Genomic DNA, 19,743 nt, shown 5'->3' with positions numbered 1-19,743 from the left:
AACAGGCAAACACTTTGAAATGACAGTCCTGTTGCGTTGTACTGATACCAAATTGTACCGATAGAAATAAAATTGAGATCAATAGATATCCGAAAAATTGAACTTAATATCGGCTATCAAACGCTTTTATGCTTAAGATGGATAAAGCCTTCAATATAAAGGCATCGACGGCAAAACCAGTGAAAATCAGCAACAGGATTTTTAAAAGCCGTCGGCACTATTTTATCAGTAAACATTAGCCCCCACCTTAAAGAAACAGGATTATCTGGAATGAATAAACTTACAGCAGGGATTTTAATTGGTGTTGGAGCAGCCGGAATTGCCGCTGCAGCCTATGTCCCGGTCAAAGTCGGCGATACGGTCCAGCAACAGATTGAACTCGCTGTAGCTTCAGCCAACGCTCAACAAGGCTCTTCCGGCATTGAGATTCAGCTTTTGGATTATCAGAAAAATGCTTATGACACCGCTCTGGTAACCCGATTCGTCTTTAACGATCCTGCCATGGTTCAGATGGACGGTACGGCACCTTTCTTCGATATCAAACATGAAGTAACGCATGGTTTTTCCGACGCTGAATTTAAGTCTGAAATCGTTGTTACTGATGAGATGAAAGAGAGCCTGAAAGATTTTGATGGCAAGGTACCACTGCACTTTGATGGTGTGATCTCTCTGGATAAATCTGTGCTTAACACCTATATCGAAGGTTTTACCCTGAACCGTGACAACGGCACGATTCGTATGAAGCCGGGCATCATCCGCCTGAACTATGATGCAGGTAAAGAGAGCTACGACCTGAACGGCATCTGGAACGGTATTGAGATGGATGCTGAGGGCAACGTGCTGACCGTTGGTGAAACCAATGTTAAAGGTGGCGGCCAGAAACAAACCGAATTTATCTGGACCTACAGCAACAACATCAATATCAGCCAGCTGGATCTGAGTAATGATCGTATCGAGATCGCCTCTGCGTCTCTGAACCTGAAAGATAACTTTAATATTCAGAAGCAGGACTCTGCTCCGGAAACCGTTCACTACTCCGGCAACTGGACTCTGGATAAACTGCATATCGCTCAGTACGGTCAGACCCTGTACGACTTTGAGCCAAGCGGTTTCTCCTACACTCTGACTGGCCCAACGGTTGAGCAGACCGAAGCACTGATGAAAATCGCTCAGGATCTGGATGCCGAGCAGATCACGCCGGAAGATGCCCAGAAAATTCTGCCGATATTTGCCGATGTGGTGAACGCAGCTGAATTCAGCCTGCACGATGTTAACGTGGTCACCACTGAAGGTCGTATCAATGGCGACATGGTCGTTAGCCTGGAAACCAATCAGGAAGAACTGATCAAAGCGATGAGCTTCCCACCGATTCTGGCTCAGTACGTGAAACTGGAAAGTAATGCGGCAATCAACAAGTCACTGTTTAACTCCATGCCGGTATTCGCCATGATGGCGATGCAGCTGAATCAGATGGGAGCCTATCGGGATGATGATGAAGACATGCTGATTCACGCCCTGATGCAGAACGGCCAGATGACCATCAATGATGTGCCAATGCGTTAAGTAACCATTAACAGACCTTTTTAATCAAGGTGTTAGATTAACACTTGGATTTATAACACCGCCTTAGCTCTTGCTCCGGCGGTGTTTTTATTTGCTTCGGCTAAAATTCCGTTCTTCCCCCTTCTGTATTAGAATACTGCCCCTGTTAAACCACGGGTTTAACCTTTGCCCCATTCAGAGCACTTACAATCAGACTAAAGCGAGCACCCTATGCGTACGCCGAACATCGACGATCCGAAAACCCCTGAACTGGAAACCAATCAGACCAAGAACGGTTTTTTGTGCCTGGTTTCCCGCATGGTTATCGAAGAACGTATGCCGATCCGCTTTATGTACAAAACCGTACCGGATCACCTGAACGACACCGGCTGGCGCATGTACAGCGGTTATGAGTCCGAGGAGTATCTTGCGGATGAGCTGAACAACATGATGACAGCGCCTCTGGATGCGATGTGCAAAGCCGACCCAACCATTACCGATCTGGTGCAATACAACGCAGGTACGGTTTGGGAGCGTGTACCGGGTTCTGCGGAAGACGGCTGGGAGCGTGTTTATGACTATGTCATCCCGTCACCGAATGTAGATGTGGAAATCACCAACGACCCGGACGAATTCAAAAAGCTGTAATCCGGAAAGTATTCCCTGAGCGGTCGATACCCAAAAACCGCCCGGAAACAGCTAGCGTTACACTTTTCAGGACGTAAAACAGCCTGACCTGATTTAAAGCCTTTCAGCCTGCAGCAACATCGAATATGTTTCTGATCTGAGAGGCTTCTTAATTTTGACCGTTTCTAACAGGAACTGATGCCATGAGCTCTGCAAACCCATCCGTTGCCAATCAGGTATTGGCGGTTAACAACGATCTGCCGATTCGTACCCATCAACCGGTTCACAGCGGTAAAGTCCGCTCGGTTTACTGGCTGACCGAAGAAGACAGTCGCCGCCTGATCGAAGAGAAAGGTTATAACGTACAACCTGACGCACCATTGGCGATCATGGTGATCAGCGACCGTATCTCTGCTTTTGACTGCATCTGGCATGGTGAAGGCGGTATGCAGGGGGTTCCGGGCAAGGGCGCTGCCCTAAATGCGATCTCTAACCACTGGTTCAAACTGTTCCGTGAGAACGGTCTGGCAGACAGCCATATTCTGGATATCCCACATCCGTTTGTCTGGATCGTACAGAAAGCCAAGCCTGTGATGATCGAAGCGATCTGCCGTCAGTACATCACAGGTTCTATGTGGCGTGCATACAGCAAGGGTGAGCGTAACTTCTGCGGTATTGAACTGCCGGAAGGGCTGCAGAAAGATCAGAAACTGCCTGAGCTGCTGATCACTCCATCCACCAAAGGCATTCTGAAAGGAATTCCGGGTGTTCCTGAAGCGGATGATGTGAACATCACCCGTGACAATATCGTCGATAACTTTGCTGCCTTTAACTTCCGCAGCCAAGACGATATCGCTCAGTATGAAAAGCTGCTGAAAGAAGGTTTCGGTGTGATCAGCGATGCTCTGGAAGTACTGGATCAGGTCTTCGTGGATACCAAATTCGAGTTCGGCTACGTGACCGATGCAGCAGGCAACGACAAACTCATCTATATGGATGAAGTGGGTACGCCTGACTCTTCCCGCATCTGGGACGGCCCGGCTTACCGTGAAGGCAAGGTGATCGAGAAGTCAAAAGAAGGTTTCCGTCAGATGCTGCTGAACCACTTCCCGGATCCGGATATTCTGCTAAACAAAGATCGTATGCCGGAGCGCGAAGCACTGGCTCGTGACAATGCCCTGCCACTGGACGCTCTGATGGATGTATCCCGTACTTACATCGATATCGCGGAGAAAGTAACCGGTGAGAAACTGGTACTGTCTGACAACCCGAAAGCAGAAATCATCGAGATTCTGCGCGACCAGTATGGTCTGATCGACGGCTAAGTTGCAGCAGCTGCTAACAAAGCCGTTGTCATTAAAAAGGGAGCTGATTCAGCTCCCTTTTTTGTGTTCTTCACATTTTATGCATTACAAAAGCTATTAATCTGAAACTACCGAAAGGCGAGTAAGTTAACCACCGCCAGCAGCGCCATTCCCCGAATCAGCCAACGAAACTGACTTAAATTCATTTTCTGCATCACCCAGGCACCGATCACAGCACCCACAAACAATCCCGGAATACCGATCAATCCGGCCTGGAAAGTCTCGCTGTTCAACAACCCAATACTGATCAGAACTGGCACCTTAGCCAGGTTGATCGCAGTAAATGCCCAGGCGCGGGTCGCAACACATCCGGCTTTATCCAACTTTTGCTCCATCAGATAAAGACTTAAAAACGGCCCAGCAGCATTGCCTATGGTGCTGATAAATCCCGAAAAAAGCCCCACGCCCTGCCCAACAAAAGGATAGCGCATCCATTTTGCCGGATGATATTCCAACCAGATACTCAGCCCCAGCATAGCGATAATCAGCAGCGCCAACATACCGGTAAACTGTTCGGCACTGGTATTTGCCAGTAACCAGCCCCCCAGCACGATCCCCAACATAGCCAGCGGCATGAGATTCAACAGCACCTTACGGTCGACACCTTTGCGATATCTGGCTATCGCCATCAGATCGGTAATCACATAAAGAGGGATGATAACGCCCAAAGCCTCAGGTCCGGGAAAAGCCAACATCATTAAAGGCAGGATCAAAATGCCCATACCACCGGTAGAAAATTTGGAAAAGCCGGTCACAACGGCCGCCAAAGTAATCCATAACACACTCATCTCGAACATCTTCTGCCTCTGCCTACTCAGGATCTTTACAATACGGTCACTTCAAACAAGACCTTTCCACTAAAAGCCTATCAACTTAAAACAGGCAGAGATCATAACCGGCAAAACAATCGAAAAATAACGAGTGTTTTCTATCAAAACAAATGATAAAAACGATCATCAATAATCAACAGAACCTGGCAATCTCAGAGAGATTCAGATGACCTATGAACAGTTAAAAGCCTTTGCAGCTGTGGTCGAAAGTGGCAGTTTTCGGGCTGCGGCAGAGCAACTGCATAAGACGCAATCCACGATCAGTGCCGCCATCGCAAATCTGGAAAGTCAGTTCTCCCTGCAACTGCTGGATCGCAGTAGCTACCGCCCTACCCTTACTCCCGAAGGCAAAAGCTTTTATCAGCAAGCAAAGCGCCTGTTGCAGGAATCTGAGTCTCTCGAACGGCTGGGGCATCAGCTGACTGAGGGCACGCCACCCAGCCTGTCTATCGCGCTGAGCACGATGAGTGCCCTACCGGAAGGATTGAGTCAACTGAAACAGTTCTGTGATCAGCATCCCAGATTACAATTGAACCTGAGCACACAGCATCTTTCCGGTTTACTGGAGCAACTGGACACTCATCAGGCGGAGCTCGCAATTGGTCCGAATACAGGCCTTAACCAGAAATACGAATCTATTGAGATCTTTAAAATCCGCATCCTGAGTGTAACTGCTCCCGGGTTACTTCCACCGAAAACAGAGCAACCTATCAGTCAGGATCTTCTCCGGCATCAGCCTCATATTCTGGTCGCGGACAGCGGCTCCAAGCCCTTTGATCACGTTAATGTCATTCCCGGTGGCTTACGCTGGTATGTGAATGACTACGTGGTAAAACAGGCTTTGATTAAGGCAGGAATGGGCTGGGCAAGGATTCCCGAGCACATGATTGAGAATGACCTGAAGGATGGTTCGTTAAAGCCTATTCAGGTAGAAAACTTCTCCTCCCAAAGCGATGTTCCCATCTACCTGATTCGGTTACGGAGTGCGACCCATAGTCAACTGGCTCAGGCGCTGTGGCATACCCTTGAAGGAAAATGCTAATTCGGGAAAGTATCTCGATTAGAAAAGAAAGCCTGGTTATAAAAAGAAAGCCGCTGCTTCATAGAAGAAACAGTGGCCTTCAAAGATAAAACAAACGGTGGTTATTGTCCGATGAACATTAAGCTTCCAACGACAATCCGGCTTCCACGACAATTAAACTTTCAAATCGATCTGCTGTACCGAGGCAATGCCGCCAGATTCCTTCAGAAAGACTCCGGACTCACGCACATAGCCCTGGGTCTGATTGGTGTCATCGGTTTTTAGAGAGAAAGGCGTCTGTTCTGATTTCAGATAGATCGCCCCGATATCCTTATCCAGCAGAGCATAAAGCTCACTTTCACCCTCGCCTTTCGGCACCCAGACTTTCAGTTGGCTGAAGACAGTATCATTTTCATCAATAAAGCCGTTACCGTCATCATCGTACTTGGCAAGCTCTTCAAAACCATCGCCGTTTTTGGCGCCAAAGAGCTCATTACCCGAGTTGATAACACCATCACCATTCAGATCCAGCGCGAGATAACCAGAACCTGCCAGAAGTTCCGGTAGGGTTTCATCAGTGCCATCGGCATCCAGATCAAACTGAAAATGCAGCTTATCGCTCAGACCTACCGTCGGGCGGTCAAAGTTGATCACCAGAGGATCTTTCAGGTTGCCTTCAGAGAAGCTCATAAAACTCTCAGACTGGAACGTCCGGCTCATGCCGATATCCAGTGATAGCTCCAGTTCTCGGCCATCTTCAGTGATCACTTTACCTTCAGCAGACATACGGGTGTGCTCTTCCTCGTGGAAGAAGGTTCGGGCGGTAAAGGTTATCTGATGACCATTGCGGGGCGGCGGCTGATCACCTGCAGCTGCACGATCACTGGCAGGTTTTGTCGCATCCAGCTGCTCACCCAGGTCTCTGAGCTTCTGCATATCTTTCAGGTCATCATCAGACTGTCGGATATCCTCAACAGAGATCTTGAGGCCAAACATCTGCTCCATCAGTTGAACAAAAGTCAGCATACGCAGATCAGCCAATGTCTCCGGATCCATCGACAACTCATCATCAACAGCCTCCAGATCAACCTGACCAGCGCCCAGCGCATTACGATCAAACTTCTCCTGCCCTGGTGGATTAGCATGATCAAAGCCATTGGCATTACCAATGCCGTTCCGCCCCGGCAGACGACTATAGGTATCATCAGTATCATCGGGTGACGCAGAAGCCAATCCGTATTGACTCAGAGAGACACGTGTCGCACTGGTTCGGTTCTGATAGGTCAGAGTTTCATCCTTGCCATCCACACGCTTGGTAACCTCCAGAGACTCTTCCCTCGTTAATTGCTGAAAAGTCTCGTGGGAGGAGCGCAGATTAAACTGTCCTTGTTGAATTTTCATAGCACACCTCAAATCCGGCACAAGCCGGAAGTTAACCCGTTAAAGGTCAAATGTCCCGTTAAAGGTAAAGTTCTACCTCGGGATATCGGCCGAAACGGATATAAGGTGAATGAAAGATATTCAAGAAATAGTGCAGTAAATAGCGTGAAACGCCCGAATGGCGGGCGCTTTATCACTCAGAGGGTTCTTCGGTACGCAGGCGTTCGAATGCCCGCTGAACGCGTTCAACAAAGACTGGCGAGGAGCCTTTGCTGAGAGCAAGATAGAGAGGTTTGGAAATCGCATCCAGCTCCCAGGCAACAGAAAAGTCATCAGACGAGTAACCCAGTCGCTGTACGCGATAGTTAAAAGAGTTGGTCTCCGCAGGCATCAGATCGATATAGCCTCGCTTTAGCATGTGAACACCGCTCTCTTCCGTGGCATAGCCTATTGTGTCGATGCCTTGTTCTTTGAGATACGCCCCTTTAACATCACGATTCAAACTCCCCACTTTGAAAAACTCCAGCTGATCAAGGTTGGAAAGGGCAATGTCACTCCGCTTTGCCAAACGAAAGAGTTTGACATCGAAGTCGATCAAAGGACCGATCCAGTGAAATGAATCTTCGCGCTCAGGAGTTCGGGCGATCAGAAAGATGAGTACATTAGGCTCGCGCAATGCGATCTCGTAGGTACGTGCCCAAGGATAAACCTCTATCTTAGATTCAAGACCCGCACTGTCGAGAATATGCTGCACTTTATCAACCGCGATCCCCTCGGCACTGTTTCCTGCACTATAGCTGTAGGGCGGAAATTCCGAGGTCACCACTCTCAACTCGGAACCTGCGATGACCACAGGACTCGCCAGCAGAATAAAGACAAACAGCGACAGCGCGATTGCGGCTTTGGCGACAGGACTCACGCAGGAACGGGAAGATGCACTCAAAAGACAAACCCAAAACAGTTTCAGATGAAAGTGACAATCCTATTCCATCTTCTGCAGATGATCCAGAAAATCAAACAGTTGAATAATAAGGAAACCATTTTCATAGACCGGTGACAAAGAATGCAGCATCTGGATTCGGATCCCCAATATCACAGCACTGCGATTTGAAAATCCGGATAAAACACCCATTTAAGTTTTAAAAGCGCAGCCAGGTCCAAGCCTCTTCACTGCGACATACTTAATGCAAAATGCTTAACACTTAATAACACCGACAAAAGGACGTTTTATGTTTAAGAAGATTCTGGCCAGTGTTGGTATTGGCGGCGCTAAAGTTGATACCCTGCTGCACACTGAGATTTTGTGCCCTGGTGAAAGCTTCAATGCAACAGTTGTGATTAAAGGCGGTGATACTGAGCAGGATATCTCCGGTCTTGATCTGGCTCTGGTCACCCGGGTTAAGGTTGAGCGTGACGATACGGAGATGGTGGTCAACAAGACCCTCGCCCACTGGCATGTTGCAGACCGTTTCACCATTCAGCCCGGCGAAACCCGTGAGATTCCGTTTCAGGGTCAACTACCACTGGAAACCCCTATTACCGACAATGGCGCGCGTCACAACCAAACCAAGGTTTGGCTGGCGACAGGCCTGAACATCGATATGGCACTGGATGCCAGTGACAAAGATCCGATTGCGGTGATAGCAACATCCACTCAGAACAAGGTACTACAGGCAATGGATGCTTGTGGCTACAGCCTGATGAAAGCGGATGTCGAAGAAGGCGCCGTGCGCGGGCAGCACTTCCAATCCAGTCTGGGTTGCTATCAGGAGCTGGAATACCGTCCGAACAAATTCGCCCTATTTGGCCTGAATGAGGTCGAAGTCACTTTTGTCGCGACACCAGATCAAACCCACGTACTGTTCGAGCTGGATCGTAATTTCGGCGGGGATAGCTACCGCTCTATTTCTCTAAGAAATGGCGTCTCTCAGGATGAGGTCACCCAACAGGTTAAAAACATTCTGGGCTAAGTGTTAGCCAGCTCAGTCAGCAACAAGATTGAGCAACCAGAAATGGGCGGGATTCCGCCCTTTTCTGATCATTCCTGACCAGAATTCAGCCAAATCGATAACCTAATGAGTTTCTGTGAATCACAATCTTACAAATTCAAACATTTGTTCGTTATCGCTTTGTCGGCTAGAGCCAATCTTCTAAACTCACCTTAAAAATATAACGATAAAAGGCTTAGCCGCTGATTTGCTGCACTTTTACTGCACTGGATTTAATTAAGCTACGCCTTCCATTAAGCAACGGTCTGAAACACGGATTTGATCAGCCATCTCTAGGTGTCTCAGGATTCGAAAATGCGTCAGAATATACCCGTAACACAGCTAATGCCGGGCATGAAAATCGTCGCGCTGGATATTGGCTGGACCAAAAGTCCAAAGTGGACCAATCCCTTCGTCCTGAACTCCGGCGAGGATCTTGCCCTGCTGTTACAACATTGCAAAATTGTCGCCATCGAAACCAATCAGGCGGCAAATGAGCAAGCTCCGGAAGCGACAGCGCCTTCTGAAACCACGCCAAAACCGGCTCAGGCAGGTGCGCAGCCCAAAAAACAACCGGCGACCTCAAACGCGAGTCTGGAACAGCGTATCTCCAAGCAGTTTGTGATCGACAGTTTTCATGAGTGCATGGATATTCTGACGGCTAACTTTGACCGGGTACGTAACGGTCAACGCATCGATGCCAACAGCATTCAGGCAACTTCGAAAAAACTGCTGATCTCCACTATTGCTCGCCCAGGCACACTCGCATTACTGAGTCAGCTGGAAGAAAAAGACTCATCGCTGGAACGTAAGTCTCAGGATGTGGCTATTCTGAGCCTGAATTTTGGCCGAAGCCTGGGCATGTCGAAAGCCCAACTGCACAAGCTCTGCATGAGCGCTCTGCTACACGATATCGGCATGATCAAGATTCCGGCAGAGCTACTGGAACAAAAAGAAACCCTAAGCATCGGTCAGCGTATCAGCATCCAGAAGCACGTTAATTACGGCTGCGATATTCTACATCAGTCGTCGGCACTGCGACCTCTGAACAGTGTTATCGCCTACCACCACGAACGCTTTGATGGTACAGGTTATCCATCCGGTATTTCAGGTCGTAAAATCCCATTGGAAGCACGGATTCTGGCAATTACGACCGCCTTTGAAGCGATGACCCGTAACCGTCACTTCAGCAATAAAGAAACACCGACTCAGGCACTGAGAAAGATCTACTCTCTGCGCAATCAGAACTTTGATGGTAAGTTGGTCGAGCGCTTTATCCGTTCTGTCGGCGTTTACCCGGTAGGCACTCTGGTCGAGCTGAATAAACAGCAAATTGGTATGGTGACAGATGTCGCTCAGGCTACCCGTTCCCGTCCTAAAGTTCGTTGCCTGTTTAATCATCAGGGACACCCACTCCCCAAACAGCGGGATCTGGATCTGGCAGGCGGCCCATTCAAAAAGGTGAAAATCACCCGTACTGTGGAACCGGAGGAGATTGAAGCCTTTTCTCTGCAGTCACTGGCACAGGATCTGGGATTCAGCCGGGTCGCCTGATGTTACAGTCTACAGATAATAAAAACGGGATCTTTCGATCTCGTTTTTATTGCGATTCTGATTAGTGCTTAAGCTTAAGATAGTGCTTAAACTGCCCGCCCCATCACTTCAAAAACTCACCACACCCCTCGTAATGCTGGCCATTCCACCAAACACTCACTTTTTGCGACCAGATTTTGGGGGGTGTTGCCACATTTTCCTCAAGAGCCTTAAGCTGACATTGGCTCTGGCGAACCGATGCTGAAACCCTATTCTTATCGTCTTTCCCCCGGAAAATAATCTTGCCACTTTCCTGCTTCATCTCAGGCTCAAAGATCTGGACCCGCTTCTGGCCATATTCGGTGATCAGATTCAGGTTATGCCCGGACACAACTTCCATCAGCCAGGTAGGCTGCTGACCGACCGCACGAAAATCCACCGGTCGGCGTTCAATCGGATCCCTTGCCTCGCGCTCGGTGTTACGCAAACACTGGCGATAAAAAGTGCCCTGATAGGAAAGCATCGCCTGATCCTGTTTCATCCAGAACAGAGTATCGCCATCCTGATAACGCACGCCGGATGCGGAACGGATCTGAGACAGCACCATAACTTCCTCTGGCAAATACAGGGCTATTTCACCAATGCCGGTACGGGTGCCAAAAACAAAATCACCGCACTGAAATACCCGACTGATCGCCGCAGTAACAGGCTTCAAATGAGATTGGTGGGTCAGAGGCACACGAACCAAGGGCAGGTTGATTTTGCGGTCAGGCCCAAGGGGCTCTATGCCAACGGGAGTCTCACTGGCAAAAAGCAATCTCTCATCCTCGGAGAAAATCTGACCTTTCACCACATAGCGAAAACCACCACGTATATCTTCAGGGTCAAACTTCAGGCGATACTCAAAAGGTACTTGCCCAGCGGGATGAAAAATCTGTTCTGCAATCTCCTGCGGAGGCTCTGCTTTTTTCCCTTCCTGAATCAGTACCACACGGACAAATGCACCGGGCAAAAGAGCAATCTTTTCCCGATAGGACACCACGCCCGTGACCTCACCTTCCGGCAACACCTTTAGCTGCTCGTCCGGAGATACCTGCTTAGCATCCTTTTTAACTGGAGTTGCATAAGTCGTTTGCTGCTGAGGAAGCACACTACAACCGCTAACAAGCAGCAAAACCAGAGGGATAAGCCTGCGGGAAGCTCGTCCGGTCAATCCTTTAAAAAACACCATTTTCTCCCATTTAAATCCGGTCCTGCACTAGGCAAGACCCATAACGCACACATAAGAACAAGTAAATAGCTACCCAACAAACCGGAAACCAACAAATTAAGGCTGCTATTACCTGTAAACCCTAAGCCTTTGTCTACACTTAGATCGTACTCAGTCATACGGAGTAATTCTATGACAATGCGCTTACAACTGCACTTGCCGGACAAAGCTTTGGCTATCGTTTTGATACTACTCTGCAGCTTAGGGCTTACTCTGTCGGTAACACCTTTGGCTTTGGCCGATACCTTAACCGTGGGTAAATCCTGCCCGGTTTTCAGCCAATCCGCATCCCCTTCTCAAGTCGGTATTCTGGCCTTTTCCCAACCCTGGTATCACAGTGGACGAACCGATGCCCGTTATGTTGCCGGCGACAATGCCACCGGCATAGGGCTTGAGATCCACTTCTTTGCGAATACTCAGGGTACAGTGAAAGGACTCAACAAAGCGGCGTGTAATCGATACCGGCTACTCCAGATCCGCAAGACAACCGCGCAACTTTTTGAGGGAGAAAAGGCGATTCAGATCGATATACCCGATGAGGCTTACACCCCCTTCTACGACAACTCACCAATGGAGCACGGGTATGGCACCCACCAAACCCCAATGGATGATCTGGATAAGCCCTGGAGCGGCAGACCTGTCAGAGCTTCAACCGTTGCTATCTACGATACCCCTTATGTCTCAGACAGTTACGGCGTTGAGGGGCAGCATATTCGGACGGAATTCGAGACCTGTGTGATTTGCGAACGGGATATGGGTTACGACAGTCTGCTCTCCTGCGGCACCTGGGGCTACCAGCGCGACTATCTGAATGAAGAAACCGGTTGGACAGAACCTGAGATTATACCGGTTGAATGTCTGCAGAAGCCCAGTGATCGCTTCCGTCAAACCCTTGAGAGCAGCAACCAGGTAGCCTACCACTACTGGCTACAATGGCGCTGAATCGAATAAACAGAAACCGTATCAATCAGGAAAGATAGAGTATTTGCATAAATAATCAGTTGTGCAATTTTTTATCTGCAAATAAAATATATGTTTAGTTGTGTAACAGAAGCCTGAAACGGAGCGCTACCGGATGTTCTTTGATGAAGCCCTGATCGATGCCTGCATTCTTATCGTCGACGACGAAGAGGCAAATGTTCGTCTGGTCAGAAGCGCTCTGGGAAAAGTCGGCTGTAATAATCTGCACTGCACCACGAAACCGGAAAGTGTGCTCGATTTCTGTCGCCAGCATCCCGTTGAGCTGATCCTGCTGGATCTCAGCATGCCCCGGTTGCATGGGCTGGATCTGATGAAACTGCTACAGGCTGAACTGGACAATCCGCCTCAGATTATTGTGCTCACAGCAATGACCTCCTCCGAAGACAAGATCACCGCTCTGGAACTGGGTGCGCTGGATTATCTGACCAAACCTTTGCATATCCATGAACTTCTGCTTCGGGTTCGTAACGGCCTAAGACTGGTTCGGCTTAATATCGAACTGACTCAGGAAAGGGACAATCTGGATGCAGAGGTAAAACGCCAGACTCAGGAACTGGAGCAAACCCGGGATGAGATTCTCTACCGACTGGGCCGTGCAACGGAATTCCGGGATAACGAAACCGGTACTCATGTCATCCGCATGTCAGAAAGTGTTTATCTGCTAACCAAGGCTGCCACTGGCGATGAAGCCTTTGCCAATCAGCTTAAAAAAGCCGCTCAAATGCACGATGTCGGCAAAATCGGGATTCCGGATGGCGTACTGATGAAACGCGGTAAGCTGGACGAGCAGGAATTTAATGTTATGAAATCTCATGCCCGCATCGGACATGAGATTCTGGCTGATGCTAAAACACCTTTAATGAAGATGGCTGCAGAAGTCGCCCTGTCTCACCATGAACGCTGGGATGGTTCAGGTTATCCGAACGGTCTGAAAGGTGAAGAGATTCCACTGGAAAGCAGAATTGTCGCATTGTGCGATGTCTTTGATGCACTACGCTCAATCCGCCCCTACAAAACACCTTGGGCGCTGGACGATGCTGTCGGCTATATTCGCAACGAAACCGGAAAGCACTTTGATCCAAAACTGGCTGAGCTGTTTTTGGGACTGATTGATGAAATCGAGGCTGTACGTCTGGAATATCCGGATCCGAATATCGAAATGGAGATCGATGACCTGATTCTTTGAGTCATCATCCCCATTAGTACAAGGCTATTCCAGCGAGCAACTCAACCGCAAACCTGATCTCTTCCTTGTTCCTTAGCTTGATAGAGTTGTTCGTCCGCATGCTTGACCAGATGATAGAAACAATCTTTCAGATCTGTCACTTTTTCAGGCACAAAGCTCTCACCTAAAGTGGCCACACCTGCCGAAAGAGTAATATGGAGTTTCTCTCCGCCAACCTCAATCTCATGCTCACGAACCGCACTAATAATACGTTCGGCAAGTTTTAACGCACTCGCCCGATTAGTATCCGGTGCTAAAACAATAAACTCTTCACCACCAAAACGGCCGACCAGATCACTCCCGCGAACCTGAGATTCAATCTGACAGGCAACCGCTTTAAGCACAATATCTCCGACATCATGACCATAGGTATCGTTAAAACGCTTAAAGTGATCAATGTCCAGCATCATAACTGAGAAATACTGACCGGAGCGCTGATAATGGGCTATTTCAGGCTCAGCCCGATAATCAACACTTCTGCGGTTAAAAAGCCCGGTCAGGCTGTCATGCATAGCTGCTTTCTGCAGCTGCGCCATCATCTGGTTCCGTTCAGTCACATCAAAAATAATCGAGTGATAGAAGTGTTGATCATCATATTCCACATTACTGGTGTAGACCTCAACATCGCGGATGTCGCCATTGGCCAAACGGTGTTTAAAAGAACCGTAATCACGATGTTCATCCTGAATACGCCCAAACTCCGTTCTTAACTCCTCAATAGACAACGTATTAATCTGGTCAATACGCATACTAGTCAGCTCTTCATGGCTATAACCGTAATAACGCTGTGCTGCATCATTAGCATCGATAATATCGCCAGTCTTCGGATTCAGTAGCAGCTTTACCGCACGGTTACGCTCAAAAATCTGGCGATAAAGGCGTTCCTTAGCCTCAATAGCTTTCTGAAGCTCTATCTGATGGGAAATATCCTGTACTGTCCCCAAAATGCGATCAACCTCACCAGTGCTGCTTCTTAAAGCCTGCATACGATTTCTGACATGAATCACATCACCCGATGAAGTCTCAACTTTATGGGTCAAATTGCAGGCAGAGCCCTGCTTTACCTTCAGAAATGCATCCCGCACGGCATTCCGATCGTCCTTGTGGACGCAGGAAAGGAACAGATCGAGATCAGCATTCAGTCCCTGATCCAATCCCAGTATTCGATAGACCTCATCAGAAAACGCTAACTGATCCGTTGCCGGACTCCATTGCCAATGACCGATATGCGCAACCTTCTGAGCAGCTTTAAGTTGATCCGTACTTTCCTGTAGTGCCTGAGTTTTCTCTTCAACCTGACGCGACAGATGCCTCGTATAGAAACGAACAACCAACAGCATTATCAAAGTGACGAAAACAAATCCTGCCGAACCAAAAAAGAGATACTGTTTTTTAGTGTTCAGGAAGTGCTGGTAAGCATCAGTCCGGTCAAACCAGAAAGCGATATAGCCTACCTGGTTCTCAGGATCCTGACTGATCAGGCTGTTCCGATAATCAAAAAGAGGAACCAGAGTGAAGCCATAGTAGCGATCCCCAAGGGGGAAAAGCATCGCCCTGTGGTTATGATCATCATTCGTTGCATGATCAAACGATGCCTGACGGATCATCTCACTGAGCTCACCGGAACGTGACTCAGCTTCCAGATAACATTCGCAGCCCTGAACCAGAGAATCGAAGTGCTCTTTGACGTAAGCTGGCCACATCGCATTCTCAACATGGTCTTTTTTCAGTACAACGCCAGCCCCGACATTTTGGGTACGATCAAAAATATCCAATACTGTTTTAAAAGAGGTTCCCACCTCCAGTGCACCAACATGTACCTCTTGCTGAGTTTTAATATCAACAGCAAACACAGGTACAACACCCCGCAAGCCTGAATAAACTCTTCCTGTTTCAAAACCTTTAACAGGCTGTAGCATCCTATTAGTATCAACAACGGTGAAACGCAGATCATCCATCCGATCACCGAATTTTTCCGGGCGATGAACCCGCAGAAAACTCAGAGATCCCGGACCAAGATGGAAGTGCAGCTGACGGGCATCAAACTTATCCTGAATCTTTTTCCAACCGGGTGAAACGGAAGCGTAGAGAGCATTACGGAACATTGCGGCCGCATCACCACCGGGGCCTCCGCCCTCAGCTTCAACAGCAAGCTTGCCACTATAGAAAAGTTGCTGAACTTCGCTGTTGCTGCTCACGAAGGTCGCAATCATTTCCATATTTTTATAAGTACGTTCCAACAAACTGTTAAAACTTTTCTCCAGAACTGCTGACTCCTGTTCCAGAGACTGATAGAAAGCCTTTTCAGTCAGCTTGATACTCAGAAAAACAATCAGGCTGCAGGCCGCAGCCACTAAAAGGGCAGCCAACACAAACATACGATATTGGCCGAGGATAGAGCGGAGAGAGTGCGTTTGACTTGGTGCTGACATCCCGCAGGTTCCAAAACTATAGGAGACTGTATCTGCCGGGATAAACCCCGGCTCAAAGAAGATCTTTATTCAGATAACGCAACGAATCCCAACATGGGCTTCCAACAATTAAAGCTCATTCCGGCCAAGGCCGTAGCCGATAACCATTGCGATGGTGCCGCCGATAGCCAGATAGCCGTTATCAATACCAATGATTTCAGCCCAGTTCACCGCCGCCGTGGAAACCAGTAACAAGCCACCACCATTCATAAAAACACGACCCAATGCTACCCGATCCATTACCTAGCCCCTAACGCTGAAATCTATACCTGGAATTTTGAAGTTCGACAAAAAAGCCACTGGCTCTGGTTTTCCTGCAAAGGTGAGGTTCATTCAGAGGCCAATGGCTGCTTATCTTAACATCAGACTGAGATAACTCTAGACAGAATGGCTGCCACATCCAATTCACTGATCTGTGGCAGCTTATAATTGCTAAATCAAACAGTTAGCGAGTCATCAGAACAGCGGACTATAGTCTTTCTCCAGCTGATCAAACTTCAGCGAGCCGATAAAGCGACCAAAGCTGAGCCAGGTTACCAGCCCGCGCATATCCTGAAAATGCGGCGGTAAAAACTTAGGCCCAGCAACGATACCCTGCTCATGCAGTTCAGAAATCAGGCGGAAATCTTCCAGCTGGATTTTGCCCACCAACAGCAGCTGAAGAAGATCAATCCGCCCCTTCTGAACAGCAACCCTAAAAAAGTTGTAGGTCAGTACAAAACCCTTGATGTAAGCCAGATCCTTGGTGAACGGCATACCATCCGGCAGACTGCCGCGGAAAGTACGGCTGGCAATGGTGTAGCTGTCATCCTCACTGATGCCTTTATCCAGCAGATAACGGTAAACCTCAATAAAGTCCGCGCCATCCGCAGCCAGAGTTACAGCACGAATACGGTTTACCAGTTTGGAAAGGCGCTTAGGGGTTGAACGCAGGGTGATAATCTCAGTTAGCACCGCAAGCCCTTCCTGAGTTACCGTCGAGCTTGGCGTCCCCTTAGCCAGACAGGTCAGATAGGGCTGAGCCAGACCGTTCTGGGTGGTGCCGACATGGATCCAGCCTTCATGAGCTTCCAGAAGATCCAACTCCCGGTGGGAGAACTTCACATCTTTATTCAGTTTGATGTAATCACTACCCGCTGCCGCATCACTGACAATACCATCGGACAGAATCACTCGAGCATTCAGACCCGGCATACTTTGGCTCAGTACTTTATCCAGGTAGGTTACGGCATCTTCCGCGGAGATATCCTTGGGTTCATCCGGCAGTACTTCATGATCAATCAGCTGTACCAGAGGCTCTTCCAACATGATCGCAAGCTCTGCCAGCGTCGGATCACCGGCGTGGAAAACATCATGAGGGTGGCCGTATAGCTCAACGGAATAGTGGTGAAAATCCGGCGTGCCCCGGGACTCCAGCATACGCAGCACCTGTCGGTACTCGTTGCACATGCGCTTCATCAGGCGAGCCATAGGGTTCAGCTGCCCAATAGAGCGGCTGATCTCCTGCTCAAGATCGCTGAAAGCATGACGCAATGCCTGAGGATCAAACCCCAGATCCCGCTGCTGATACATCTCCGGTGTCACTACCGGCAGTTTCTGGGCTTTATTGGCAAAGAACTGCTGACGCACCTCTTTATCCCAGTTCACCGCATCCAGCACACGGATAGGAGCCTGCAGTTCTACCATACGATCTGAAAGTTTTCTTACCTGTTGCAGCAGCTTTTTTTGCGCCATGCCTTGCTCTCCGGCGACTCGGTCGCCCCAGATGGAAGGCAAGGGTTTAACTTACCTTCACGTATCCCATAAGTCCGGTTTTCATGTGTTCAATCACATGACAGTGGTACATCCACCGACCGGGATTATCAGCGACAAAGGCCGCTTTGGCACGTCCATTTTTACCTAATAACACGGTATCAGTATAAAAAGGTGTGACTGGCTCGCCATCTATTTCCAGCACAAGGAATGTATGCCCATGAATATGGATCGGATGGTGATACTGGGTATTATTTTTCAGGTCGAAAATATAGCTCTTACCCAAGGTTAGATCGGCCACAGGATCAGGAATATTACCTGGCCCCATTCCCTGCCAGGGGCGTCGATTAATCAGCCAGAAGGTATCATGGGTTTCACCCTTCTCGTCCACCGGACTAATCGCCCCCTCCCATTCAAAGACAAAAGGCAGGGTTTCCGCGTTTTCGATATCCGGCACCGGAATCGGGTTCATCGCCAGTTTAGGCAGTGGCTTCTTCGGCAAGGCTGATTCCGAGGTGGACGCAAAGTTGGCAATCGGAAAACCGAACTTACCCAACTGGTATTCCAGTACAACTTTGTTGTTGGCTACAGCAGCTTCCGGCATAACAAAAGCCAGATCCAGTCGCATGCCAGGGCCGATTTTATGCCCCTCGAACGGGAATGGGTTAAGTACGGGGTTACCATCAATGGCAATCACCTGAGCTTTCACACCCTTCAAACGCAACTGATAGGTCATGGTGTTATCGACATTGGCCAGACGCAAACGCACACGGCTGCCGGGACGGAAGTTATAACGGGGGTTGTTAACACCATTAGCAGTACCCCACTCTCCCGGTGTTCCCATCCGGGCGGCGTAACGAGGACGGGTCAGCGCTTTCCAGCCGCCCTTCTTGTCCAGATGCCAATGCTTCAGGATAAGGACTTCATCCACATCAAAGTCAGGCTTGATCGCTTCCTCAACCACCATAGCACCAACCAAACCCCGCCCCAGTTGCTCGGTACTGTTCATGTGCGGGTGATACCAGAAAGTACCGGCATCCGGCGGAGTGAACTCATAAACAAAAGTTTCCCCGGGCATAATGGGCTTCTGACTCAGAAAAGGAACACCATCCATCTCAATGGGAATGCGCAGTCCATGCCAGTGAATAGTCGTTGGTTCGTTTAGTTTATTGGTAAATTCGATACGTACCGGTTGCCCCTGCTTTGCACGAATTACAGGTGCCGGAATATCACCATTAAAAGCCAATACATCAGTTGTAAAACCGGGAACCAATTCCGCTTTAGCAGGCTCGGCCGTCAGTCGGTAATGATAGGCAAAGCCTGAGTCGATATGCGCCAGACTCCATCGAGGCATCATCGCAGCGGCAATGCCCAAACCACCCATTTGAAGAAAACTTCTGCGCGTAAGTCCTGAATCCTGTGTTACCGCATCGCTGGCAACTGACTGTTTCAGTTTATTGAGGCTATCCAATTCTTTCCCCTACACATTGACCGATAAAAACTCTAACCACCTGAAAGCGTTACAAGCTTTCAATTTAAAAAGCGACAAGCTTTTGATACTAAAGCTCAATTATCGAAATGGGAAACATTATTATCTGTGCTTTCCGATTACTTAAACCATGCCTGATCTGAGCCAAAACCGATAAACCCTTTAGCGAATCCAGAAACAGCTTTGTGTGATTAAAGTGGGAAATAAGAGCACAAAAAAAGCGGCAGTAAAAACTGCCGCTTCTCAAAATGGGAGAGATAAGAAGAGTAA

General features: G+C 48.7%; 16 protein-coding genes. 8 read left to right on the top strand and 8 right to left on the bottom strand.

What is annotated here, in order from left to right; all coding sequences use genetic code 11:
• Window positions 1-270: 270 nt before the first annotated feature.
• From BV405_RS01265 to BV405_RS01255, 3 genes are all read left to right on the top strand, one after another.
• Complete coding sequence (locus BV405_RS01265) at window positions 271-1,563, top strand: DUF945 family protein (RefSeq protein WP_086479033.1); 1,293 nt, start codon at window positions 271-273, stop codon at window positions 1,561-1,563.
• Window positions 1,564-1,773: 210 nt separating this feature from the next.
• Window positions 1,774-2,190 (top strand): DUF2185 domain-containing protein, encoded by a 417-nt coding sequence (locus BV405_RS01260; RefSeq protein WP_086479032.1) that lies wholly within the window; start codon window positions 1,774-1,776, stop codon window positions 2,188-2,190.
• Between the two features lie 182 nt (window positions 2,191-2,372).
• Entirely contained in the window at window positions 2,373-3,494 is a 1,122-nt protein-coding gene (locus BV405_RS01255; RefSeq protein ID WP_086479031.1) for a phosphoribosylaminoimidazolesuccinocarboxamide synthase, read from the top strand.
• Window positions 3,495-3,601: 107 nt separating this feature from the next.
• On the opposite strand, the gene BV405_RS01250 is transcribed toward BV405_RS01255, so the two are convergent.
• A complete protein-coding gene (locus BV405_RS01250; protein WP_245832194.1) occupies window positions 3,602-4,321 on the bottom strand; it encodes a sulfite exporter TauE/SafE family protein in 720 nt (239 codons plus the stop codon).
• A 208-nt stretch (window positions 4,322-4,529) separates the two neighbouring features.
• On the opposite strand from BV405_RS01250, the gene BV405_RS01245 reads away from it, so the two are divergent.
• Complete coding sequence (locus BV405_RS01245) at window positions 4,530-5,405, top strand: LysR family transcriptional regulator (RefSeq protein WP_086479029.1); 876 nt, start codon at window positions 4,530-4,532, stop codon at window positions 5,403-5,405.
• 153 nt (window positions 5,406-5,558) lie between these two features.
• Here BV405_RS01245 and BV405_RS01240 read toward each other — a convergent pair whose 3' ends face one another.
• Together BV405_RS01240 and BV405_RS01235 are read right to left on the bottom strand one after the other, a co-directional pair.
• The gene (locus BV405_RS01240) at window positions 5,559-6,785 is read right to left on the bottom strand and encodes a hypothetical protein (RefSeq protein WP_086479028.1); all 1,227 of its coding nucleotides are present in this window, start codon (window positions 6,783-6,785) and stop codon (window positions 5,559-5,561) included.
• A gap of 172 nt (window positions 6,786-6,957) precedes the next feature.
• Window positions 6,958-7,707 (bottom strand): substrate-binding periplasmic protein, encoded by a 750-nt coding sequence (locus BV405_RS01235; protein ID WP_176329999.1) that lies wholly within the window; start codon window positions 7,705-7,707, stop codon window positions 6,958-6,960.
• Window positions 7,708-7,993: 286 nt separating this feature from the next.
• Here BV405_RS01235 and BV405_RS01230 point away from each other — a divergent pair, with 286 nt between their 5' ends.
• Window positions 7,994-8,734, top strand: a complete 741-nt coding sequence (locus tag BV405_RS01230; protein WP_086479026.1) for a sporulation protein — start codon at window positions 7,994-7,996, stop codon at window positions 8,732-8,734.
• A gap of 333 nt (window positions 8,735-9,067) precedes the next feature.
• The gene (locus BV405_RS01225; RefSeq protein WP_086479025.1) at window positions 9,068-10,306 is read left to right on the top strand and encodes a cyclic di-GMP phosphodiesterase; all 1,239 of its coding nucleotides are present in this window, start codon (window positions 9,068-9,070) and stop codon (window positions 10,304-10,306) included.
• A 103-nt stretch (window positions 10,307-10,409) separates the two neighbouring features.
• Here the strand turns inward: BV405_RS01225 and BV405_RS01220 are convergent, their stop codons facing one another.
• A complete protein-coding gene (locus BV405_RS01220; RefSeq protein ID WP_176329998.1) occupies window positions 10,410-11,435 on the bottom strand; it encodes a YbaY family lipoprotein in 1,026 nt (341 codons plus the stop codon).
• Between the two features lie 252 nt (window positions 11,436-11,687).
• Between BV405_RS01220 and BV405_RS01215 the strand changes: the two genes are divergently transcribed.
• Together BV405_RS01215 and BV405_RS01210 are read left to right on the top strand one after the other, a co-directional pair.
• The gene (locus tag BV405_RS01215; protein ID WP_245832193.1) at window positions 11,688-12,497 is read left to right on the top strand and encodes a hypothetical protein; all 810 of its coding nucleotides are present in this window, start codon (window positions 11,688-11,690) and stop codon (window positions 12,495-12,497) included.
• A gap of 133 nt (window positions 12,498-12,630) precedes the next feature.
• Window positions 12,631-13,722, top strand: coding sequence for an HD domain-containing phosphohydrolase (locus tag BV405_RS01210; protein ID WP_086479023.1), 1,092 nt, complete (start codon window positions 12,631-12,633; stop codon window positions 13,720-13,722).
• Window positions 13,723-13,763: 41 nt separating this feature from the next.
• On the opposite strand, the gene BV405_RS01205 is transcribed toward BV405_RS01210, so the two are convergent.
• From BV405_RS01205 to BV405_RS01195, 4 genes are all read right to left on the bottom strand, one after another.
• Window positions 13,764-16,193 (bottom strand): sensor domain-containing diguanylate cyclase, encoded by a 2,430-nt coding sequence (locus BV405_RS01205; RefSeq protein ID WP_086479022.1) that lies wholly within the window; start codon window positions 16,191-16,193, stop codon window positions 13,764-13,766.
• 108 nt (window positions 16,194-16,301) lie between these two features.
• Window positions 16,302-16,472, bottom strand: coding sequence for a hypothetical protein (locus BV405_RS17580; RefSeq protein ID WP_176329997.1), 171 nt, complete (start codon window positions 16,470-16,472; stop codon window positions 16,302-16,304).
• A 216-nt stretch (window positions 16,473-16,688) separates the two neighbouring features.
• The gene (locus BV405_RS01200) at window positions 16,689-17,966 is read right to left on the bottom strand and encodes a flavohemoglobin expression-modulating QEGLA motif protein (protein ID WP_086479021.1); all 1,278 of its coding nucleotides are present in this window, start codon (window positions 17,964-17,966) and stop codon (window positions 16,689-16,691) included.
• A 46-nt stretch (window positions 17,967-18,012) separates the two neighbouring features.
• Window positions 18,013-19,455 (bottom strand): multicopper oxidase family protein, encoded by a 1,443-nt coding sequence (locus BV405_RS01195; RefSeq protein WP_217895545.1) that lies wholly within the window; start codon window positions 19,453-19,455, stop codon window positions 18,013-18,015.
• Between the last annotated feature and the right edge of the window lie 288 nt (window positions 19,456-19,743).

This window comes from Oceanospirillum sanctuarii (assembly GCF_002150805.1).
In the GTDB taxonomy this organism is placed as follows: domain Bacteria; phylum Pseudomonadota; class Gammaproteobacteria; order Pseudomonadales; family Halomonadaceae; genus Oceanospirillum; species Oceanospirillum sanctuarii.
This window is presented reverse-complemented; position numbering and strand designations above follow the sequence as displayed.

Coding starts and splice junctions, on each gene's coding strand:
- BV405_RS01265 (WP_086479033.1), top strand. CDS start 271: ATGAATAAACTTACAGCAGGGATTTTAATTGGTGTTGGAGCAGCCGGA.
- BV405_RS01260 (WP_086479032.1), top strand. CDS start 1,774: ATGCGTACGCCGAACATCGACGATCCGAAAACCCCTGAACTGGAAACC.
- BV405_RS01255 (WP_086479031.1), top strand. CDS start 2,373: ATGAGCTCTGCAAACCCATCCGTTGCCAATCAGGTATTGGCGGTTAAC.
- BV405_RS01250 (WP_245832194.1), bottom strand. CDS start 4,321: ATGAGTGTGTTATGGATTACTTTGGCGGCCGTTGTGACCGGCTTTTCC.
- BV405_RS01245 (WP_086479029.1), top strand. CDS start 4,530: ATGACCTATGAACAGTTAAAAGCCTTTGCAGCTGTGGTCGAAAGTGGC.
- BV405_RS01240 (WP_086479028.1), bottom strand. CDS start 6,785: ATGAAAATTCAACAAGGACAGTTTAATCTGCGCTCCTCCCACGAGACT.
- BV405_RS01230 (WP_086479026.1), top strand. CDS start 7,994: ATGTTTAAGAAGATTCTGGCCAGTGTTGGTATTGGCGGCGCTAAAGTT.
- BV405_RS01225 (WP_086479025.1), top strand. CDS start 9,068: ATGCGTCAGAATATACCCGTAACACAGCTAATGCCGGGCATGAAAATC.
- BV405_RS01215 (WP_245832193.1), top strand. CDS start 11,688: ATGACAATGCGCTTACAACTGCACTTGCCGGACAAAGCTTTGGCTATC.
- BV405_RS01210 (WP_086479023.1), top strand. CDS start 12,631: ATGTTCTTTGATGAAGCCCTGATCGATGCCTGCATTCTTATCGTCGAC.
- BV405_RS01205 (WP_086479022.1), bottom strand. CDS start 16,193: ATGTCAGCACCAAGTCAAACGCACTCTCTCCGCTCTATCCTCGGCCAA.
- BV405_RS17580 (WP_176329997.1), bottom strand. CDS start 16,472: ATGGATCGGGTAGCATTGGGTCGTGTTTTTATGAATGGTGGTGGCTTG.
- BV405_RS01200 (WP_086479021.1), bottom strand. CDS start 17,966: ATGGCGCAAAAAAAGCTGCTGCAACAGGTAAGAAAACTTTCAGATCGT.